At 65.6% G+C, this 7307-nt stretch carries 5 protein-coding genes, 1 tRNA gene and 1 riboswitch; of the genes, 5 read left to right on the top strand and 1 reads right to left on the bottom strand.

Annotated features, from left to right (window positions below; all coding sequences use genetic code 11):
* Nucleotides 1–779, bottom strand: a 779-nt coding sequence (locus tag ACO41U_RS08320; protein WP_485943097.1) for a MerR family transcriptional regulator, incomplete at its 3' end; no start/stop codon positions are given.
* 272 nt (nt 780–1051) lie between these two features.
* Nucleotides 1052–1231, top strand: a riboswitch (cobalamin riboswitch).
* A 124-nt stretch (nt 1232–1355) separates the two neighbouring features.
* On the opposite strand from ACO41U_RS08320, the gene ACO41U_RS08325 reads away from it, so the two are divergent.
* The 5 genes from ACO41U_RS08325 to ACO41U_RS08345 all read left to right on the top strand — a co-directional run bounded on the left by ACO41U_RS08325 (nt 1356) and on the right by ACO41U_RS08345 (nt 7051).
* Nucleotides 1356–3674: an anaerobic ribonucleoside triphosphate reductase gene (locus ACO41U_RS08325; RefSeq protein WP_485943099.1), complete on the top strand. Its 2319-nt coding sequence runs from the start codon at nt 1356–1358 to the stop codon at nt 3672–3674.
* On the top strand, nt 3662–4204 hold the full coding sequence (locus ACO41U_RS08330; RefSeq protein ID WP_485943101.1) for a 4Fe-4S single cluster domain-containing protein: 543 nt from the start codon (nt 3662–3664) through the stop codon (nt 4202–4204). Before ACO41U_RS08325 ends, ACO41U_RS08330 begins: the two co-directional genes overlap by 13 nt.
* 302 nt (nt 4205–4506) lie before the next feature.
* Complete coding sequence (gene nhaC, locus ACO41U_RS08335) at nt 4507–6111, top strand: Na+/H+ antiporter NhaC (protein ID WP_298782040.1); 1605 nt, start codon at nt 4507–4509, stop codon at nt 6109–6111.
* Between the two features lie 91 nt (nt 6112–6202).
* A tRNA-Ala gene (locus tag ACO41U_RS08340) sits at nt 6203–6278 on the top strand.
* 266 nt (nt 6279–6544) lie between these two features.
* Nucleotides 6545–7051 (top strand): tetraacyldisaccharide 4'-kinase, encoded by a 507-nt coding sequence (locus ACO41U_RS08345; protein ID WP_485943103.1) that lies wholly within the window; start codon nt 6545–6547, stop codon nt 7049–7051.
* Nucleotides 7052–7307: the final 256 nt, after the last annotated feature.

Below are 7307 nucleotides of genomic sequence, written 5' to 3' on the forward strand. Positions count from 1 at the left end.
GGGACCTCGTGAGGGCTGTTCAGGTAGACGTTTCGCGCGCCGTCGGAGCCGGCCACGGGCTCGTAGCCGTTCTCCTCCATCCAGTGCCGCAGCGCGGTGTAGGCACCCTCCAACTGGTCGTAAGGCCCCTTGTGCAGGGTGCAGGCCATCAGGCCGCCCGGCACCGTGCGGACCTTCAACCGATCCGTGTCCGGGACCGGGTTCGTAAAGGACAGGCAGTACTCGACGTCGATGTTGTTGGGGTCAAACTCTTCCCCATAGTAGATGTCGAAGCACTCCCCGCCGTAGGCACTGCCGTGCCGCTCCAGGTGGGTCCACAGCTCCGTAAAGACCCGATGGCTCTCCTCCGACAGGTTCTCCATCGTGACGATGCAGCGGTGCGTCAGCGCCCGCACAGGCGCCACCTCGCGTACCGTAATTTTGTAGGACAAGAAAAACGCCTCCTTCTCCAAAGTGAGTTTTTCCAGGAGCTCCAGGTCCCTGTGTCCCTTCTCCAGGCGTTCCTGGAGCACCTGCCGGTGTCGGGCCAGGAAGGCGGCGATCGCATCAGGCTCCCGTGCACCCAGAAAGGCGCGTATCTCCTCCAGGGGCACGTCCAGCTCCCTCAGTCGCCGAATGCGCAGGGCCTCCACGAACTGTCCCGCGGAGTAGTGCCGATACCCCGTCGCCTCGTCCACCCAGACGGGCTTCAGGATGCCCCTTTCGTCATAAAAGCGCAGCGTCTTCACCGAGAGCATCGTCGCCTTGGAGAAATCCCCGATCGTCAACAGGTTGCTCATCAAACTCCTCCTCCCTTCGCGTTTTTCGCCCCTCGCCCTCCGACAGGACCCATCGTAGTCCCTCCAGCCAGGGGAGGGTCAAGCCTGTGGGGCCAGCACCGCCGGCCGCTTGATAGTATATTCGATTGACGGAAAGCGCGCCTTCCTTCGTCAACGGGTTGTGCCGCCGGCAACGGGGCTGGTGCGCGTGCGTCGGGGACGACCAGCTCCACGTAGCGGCAGCCCCACGCCGCCGGGACAGCGTGGGGCTGGTGTATAATGAGGCTGCACTTTTGAAGCATATGGGCGCGGGTTCCGGCGTGTGCGCCGGGCAAAAGGGAAGCAGGTGCGAATCCTGAACGGTCCCGCCGCTGTGAACGGGGAGGCCCCTCGAAAGTCCACTGGAGCGATCCGGAAAGGACGAGGCGCCGAGGATCCCAAGTCAGAAGACCTGCCTGGGCCCATGAACGCGAACTCCTGCGGACGACGGGAGGGCGTGCGGCCCTTTCGCGTTCAGGCGCGAGCGCCTGCCCCCTCCATCTCCCGGAGGGGGCGGTTTTTTTGAGGGGGCGTTCTTTTTTAAGGAGGCAAAGAGAGATGTTCGCCAGGATCAGGAAGCGGGATGGGCGCGAGGTGCCCTTTAACGCTGAGAAGATAGCCGGGGCCATCGGACGGGCCCTGGCGGCGGTGGGGGAACCTGGAGCGGAGGCCATGCCGCTGACGGAGCGCGTCGTGGCCCACATGGAGCAGGAACTCCAGGGTGGCGTGCCCCAGGTGGAGGAGATTCAGGACATCGTGGAGGAGGTGCTGATCGAGTCCGGCCGCGCGAGGGCGGCCAAGGCCTACATCCTCTATCGCGCGTCCCGCAGCCGCGCGCGGGAGATGAAGAGCCACCTGATGAACGTCTACGAGGCGCTGACGTTCCGGGACGCGCGGGACAGCGACCTGAAGCGCGAGAACGCCAACATCGACGGCGACACGGCCATGGGGACGATGCTGCGCTACGGCTCCGAGGGCGCGAAGCACTTCAACGAGATATTCATCCTGCGGCCGGAGCACGCCGAGGCGCACCGCAGCGGAGACGTCCACATCCACGACATGGACTTCCTGACCCTGACGACGACCTGCTGTCAGATCGGCCTGAAGCGGCTCTTCAAGGGAGGATTCGGCACGGGGCACGGCACGCTGCGGGAGCCCTCCGGCATCCGAAGCGCCGCGGCGCTGGCCTGCATCGCGCTTCAGGCGAACCAGAACGACCAGCACGGCGGACAGAGCATCCCCGCCTTCGACTGCGACATGGCGCCCTACGTGGCGCGCACCTTTGCCAAGGCCTATCGCCGGAACCTCCTGCGCGCCTTGAGCCTCCTCGCCGGGGGGGCCGTGGAGGCCGGGGTTACTGCGGCCCTCGACGGCCTGGAGGGGGACCCCATCCGCATGGGGGCGACGGACGAGCGTCAGTCGCGGGAGCGGGAGGCGCTCCTGAGGCTTGGGGTGCCGCGGGAGGCGGTGGAGCGCGCTCAGGAGGCGGCGCTTCGAGAGGCGCAGCAGGACGTGGATCGCGAAACGTATCAGGCCATGGAGGCGCTGGTCCACAACCTGAACACCATGCACAGCAGGGCGGGGGCGCAGGTGCCCTTCAGCTCGCTGAACTACGGCACGGACACCTCGCCGGAGGGCCGCATGGTGACGCGGAACCTGCTCCTTGCGACGGAGGCGGGCCTGGGGCACGGCGAGACGCCCATCTTTCCCGTCAGCATCTTCAAAGTGAAGGAGGGGGTGAACTTCAGCCCGGAGGACCCGAACGGCGACCTGTTCCAACTGGCCTGCCGCGTCAGCGCAAAACGCCTGTTCCCCAACTTCGCCTTCATCGACGCGCCCTTCAACCTGAGCTACTACCGGCCAGGGAACCCGGACTCGGAGATCGCCTACATGGGGTGCCGCACGCGCGTCATCGGGAACGTGGCGGACCGGGACCGGGAGACGGTGACGGGGCGGGGCAACCTGAGCTTCACCAGCCTCAACCTGCCGCGGCTCGCGATCCTGAGCGAGGGGGACCTCGATGAGTTCTACCGGCGGCTCGACGCCATGGCAGACCTCGTGGTCCAGCAGCTTCTGGACCGGCTCGAGATCCAGTCGCGCAAGCGGGTGAAGAACTTCCCCTTCCTGATGGGGCAGGGCGTGTGGATGGACTCGGAGACGCTGGGCTGGAACGACGAGGTGCGCCCCGTGCTGAGGCATGGGACGCTGTCCCTCGGCTTCATCGGCCTGGCGGAGTGCCTCAAGAGCCTGACGGGCGCCCACCACGGCGAGGACCCCAAGGCCCAGGAGCTGGGGCTTGAGATCGTCGGGCGCCTGCGCCGGCGCATGGACGCGGCCTCGGAGGCGAACGGGCTGAACTTCACGCTGCTGGCGACGCCTGCCGAAGGGTTGTCGGGGCGCTTCCTGCGCCTGGATCGGGAGCGCTTCGGGGTCATCCCCGGCGTCACGGACCGGGGCTACTACACCAACAGCTTTCACGTTCCCGTGTACCACCGGCTCAACGCCTTCGAGAAGATACGGTTGGAGGCGCCCTACCACGCCCTGACGAACGCCGGGCACATCACCTACATCGAGATGGACGGCGACCCCTCGCGGAACCTGACCGCGTTTGAGAAGGTGGTGCGTGCCATGAAGGAGGCGGGCATCGGCTACGGCGCCATCAATCACCCGCTGGACCGGGACCCCGTGTGTGGCTACACGGGCGTCATCGACGACGTCTGCCCCGGCTGCGGCCGGCGGGAGGAGGGCCGACCCTTCGAGCGCATCCGTCGCATCACGGGCTACCTCGTGGGGACGCTTGAGCGCTTCAACGACGCCAAGCGCGCGGAGGAGCACGACCGCGTGAAGCACGCGGGACCGGAACCATGCCCGCGCTAAGGCTCGAAGGGTTGGAGGCGGAACTGCGGCTGGCGGGGATCGTGGAGGACTCCATCGTGGACGGACCGGGCCTGCGCCTCGCGGTCTTCGTGCAGGGGTGCCCACACGGCTGCCCGGGGTGTCACAACCCGGAGACGCAGCCTTTTGAGGGGGGGCGGACGATCCGCTCCGGCGAGGTGCTGGCGCGGTTGACGGCGAACCCGCTGCTGGATGGCCTGAGCCTGAGCGGAGGGGAGCCCTTCTGTCAGGCGGCGGCCCTTGCGCCCCTCGCCGCCGCGGCACGGGCGCGGGGGTATCACGTCATGGCGTGGACGGGCTGTACCTTGGAGGCGCTCCTGAGGGCGGGCAGGCCGGACTGGGCGGCGCTCCTGCGCGCCCTGGACGTGCTGGTGGACGGCCCCTTTATCCAGGCGCGGCGCAGTCTGGCGCTGGCATGGCGCGGATCGGACAACCAGCGCGTGCTGGACGTGCCGCGCTCGCTCGCCCTGGGGCGGGCGGCCCCGGCGGAGGAGCTCCTGCGGTCGGCGTGACGCACGATTCTTATGTAAAGATACGGACGAGGCCCTGCCCCTTGATCGGGGCGGGCCATTTTTTTGTCGCCCTGCGCGGGAGATGCAACCCTCGCGTCCTTCAGCCGCAGGGGCTGCGCCGCGTTTTTCCTCTTGCATTTTCACCAGAATGTTTTACAATGCACATGACTTCGAAGTAAGCCGGGGAAGACCAATACGCAAAATCATTCCTCTCGCGCTAAAGGACCCTGTCCGGGAATAGTCGAAGCCTCAACACAAGGTAAAAAACGACAGCAGATCTTTGGTGTGGGGGGAATGTCGGGATGCAGTTATCTCGTAAACCGGGTCTTGTCCTATCTCTTTTCGTTCTGCTTTGCTGCGCGCTGATCGTCACTCTGGGCGTCGTTGACGTGGAGCTCGAGTCGGGCGCTCATTTTGGGCTGGGGCTTCCCGCACAGGTCCCCCTCCTCTTCGCGGCGGTCTTTGCCGCGGCGGTGGGCCTGTCGTGGCTCAGGTGCTCGTGGGTGGACCTGGAGCGCGGCATCTGCAACGCCATCCAGGTTTCCATTCAGGCCATCCTGATCCTCGTCCTCGTGGGCTGCCTCGTGGGCTGCTGGATCCAGAGCGGCGTCGTCGCCACGATGATCTATTACGGCCTCGGGGTGATGAGCCCGCGGTTCTTCTACTGCGCGTCGCTCCTGATCAGCGTGGTGGTGGCCCTGGCCACGGGCTGCTGCTGGACCACCACCAGCACCGTCGGAGTGGCCCTCATCGGCATCAGCGCAGGCCTCGGCCTGCCGCTTCCCGTCACGGCCGGTTTCGTCATATCGGGGGCCTACTTCGGCGACAAGCTCTCCCCCCTCTCGGACACGACGAACCTGGCCCCGGCGGTTTCGGGCAGTAACCTGTTCGACCACGTCGGAGCCATGATGTGGACCACGTTGCCGACGCTACTCATCACCCTCGTGATCTCGCTCTTTATGGGGAGTTCCGCGCAGGGCTCGGACGGCGGCCGCATCCTCCTGATCCAGGACATGATGCGCGCGGAGTTCTCCATCTCCTTCTGGGCCTTCATCCCGCCCCTGATCATCCTGGTCATGGCCTTTTTCAAGGTCCCCGCCATTCCGGGCATCGTGGCGGGCATCCTGGGAGGGATCGTCCTGTCGCTGGCCAACGGCTCCTCGGCCCACGACACGCTGATGGTCCTCTTCTCCGGCTACGAGCCGGCACACCTGGGCCAATTCGCCGCCGCCGACACACCGGAGGCCATCTCGAAGATGACGCAGGCCTTCAGGTCCATCTTCCTCGCCGGCTCCCCGGCGCTCTCCGTGGACCCGGAGGTGTTCTCGTCGATCGGGCATCTCCTGACCCAGCTCTTCACCCGCGGCGGCATGACCTCGATGCTGGAGACCATCTGCCTCATCGCCGTGGCCCTCTCGCTGGGGGGCATCTTGGAGGTCTGCGGGTTTCTGGACGTGATCCTAGAGGCCCTGATGCGCCACGTGCGGTCCGTGTTCGGCATGGTGGCCTCGGTGCTGGCCTCCGCCTTCCTCTCCAACGTCTTCCTGAGCGAACAGTACCTGTCCATTATCGTGCCGGGCCGGATGTTCCGTCGCGCCTTCGAGGAGCGCAGCTGGAACGGCCGCAGGCTGGCTCCCACCATGCTGTCCCGCTCCCTGGAGGACAGCGGGACCATGACCTCGGTGCTCGTGCCGTGGAACACCTGCGGCGTCTACGTCAGCTCCGTGTTGGGCGTGGCGACGCTGGACTACCTGCCCTACTGCTTCATGAACTGGCTGAACCCTCTGGTGGCCCTGGCCATGACGTGGGCGGGCGTCGCCATCCTCTGGCAGAAGGACGCTTCGGAGAACGAAAGCGCCGCCTCCGCGCCAAGCCTCACGGGCCAGGTGGTCGGCACGTCGCTCTGACGAACTCGCTTTCAAACTTAAAGCGTGCAGTCCAGAAGGGATTTTTCTTGACAAGGTCGGAAGGAATCTGTATAATGCTTCCGTTTGCCTTGGGGCTATAGCTCAGTTGGGAGAGCGCTTGAATGGCATTCAAGAGGTCGTGGGTTCGAATCCCATTAGCTCCACCAGAAGCGAAAATCCCGTTTCAAAAGGGATTCAGAAATAGAAAACCCCCTCACTGAGGGGGTTTTTGCTTACTTCCTCCCTACCTTCGGCTGGGCCGGGACGCCAACGCGGTCTTGATCGACGCGACCTGCTCCTTCGGCAACGAGACCTTGATCCCCTAGGGGATCCTGCGGGAGCCCATATCCACCCTCGGGGGGGCGCACCTCATTGTGCTGACCAAGGTCGACCAGAGGCCGTCCTGGAGACCCTGGCCGACCTTCGAGCGTCGGTGGAGCGCCATGTCCCCGCCGAGCGCATCCTAATCTCCCCGCTCCGGAGCGGCAGCTGGGCGGAATGGAACGGAACGCTGCATCCCTGCGAGTCCCCCGCACCCGCTACTCCCGTCTTGGCCTTTTCCGCGATCGGGGCCCCGGAGAGCTTCGCCCGATTCCTACGGGACGAGGAACTCCGGGTCGTCAGCGAGCGTCGATTCAAAGACTATCACCGCTATCGGAGCCGTGATCTGGAGGAGCTTGACGCCGAATGGGCCCGGTGCGACGCGGAGTTCCTGAGCGGCACCGAGAAGGATATCTACAACCTCCCCGCCGACTGGCGTCCGCCGGCCCCGTTGCGGGTGCTTGGGGACCCCGAGCGGTTCGCGAAGATGAGCGCGGCTGGAGACGGCGTATGGGTGCGCCCGGGGCCCTGGTATGTGGTGGAGTACGCCGCCTCCGCCCTGGGATGGGACGTTCGGGAGGCGCTTTACGAGAAACTGATGAAAACGGGCCTGCACTGACGCCCAACAGGTTGTTTTTTTACACTGCCCCGGCCTCCTCATCGTCGGGGAGAGGGCCTAGGAGCCCTCCTTCCGCGGCCCCGCGCTAGCCGCCCCCCCGAAAAAGCTCCGTTGAGACACGGCGTTCAGAGGCTCATCGGGTAGACGCCGAACAGCTCCGCCGCTTCCTCGCGCAGAATGTACGGCCTTTCATTGATCGCTTTCGCCACTTCAAAGCGCCTTTCGTGCTCCAAAGGCGAAATCCGCGCCGCAAGCC

This window comes from Fretibacterium sp., from assembly GCF_057312375.1.